Annotated in this window: 1 pseudogene; it reads right to left on the bottom strand. The window is 63.1% G+C overall.

Features of this window, described 5'->3' with window-relative positions:
- Positions 1 to 249, bottom strand: a pseudogene (locus AC5IJH_RS18505) (sugar phosphate nucleotidyltransferase); the annotation flags it as partial.

Raw genomic sequence — 249 nt, forward strand, 5'->3', positions numbered from 1 at the left:
TTCCGTCGCGAGCAGCCCCTTGATGCCGTCGGTCAGTTGCAGTTCGCCGCCTGCACCCTTCGGAATCGTCTCGAGCAGCTCGAAGATGCGCGGCGTGAGAATGTAACGGCCGATGATTGCATTTTTTTGACGGTGCGTCGGCCTGCTTCGGCTTCTCGACCATCCCCTTCACCGCGTGCAGCCGTGGATTGCCCGGCACGTCGTCGCAATCGAGCACGCCGTACGCCGAGATCGCCGGTCCCTCGACGA

Source organism: Candidatus Dedyshia acidiphila, assembly GCF_051025295.1.
Classification (GTDB): domain Bacteria; phylum Acidobacteriota; class Terriglobia; order Terriglobales; family Acidobacteriaceae; genus KBS-83.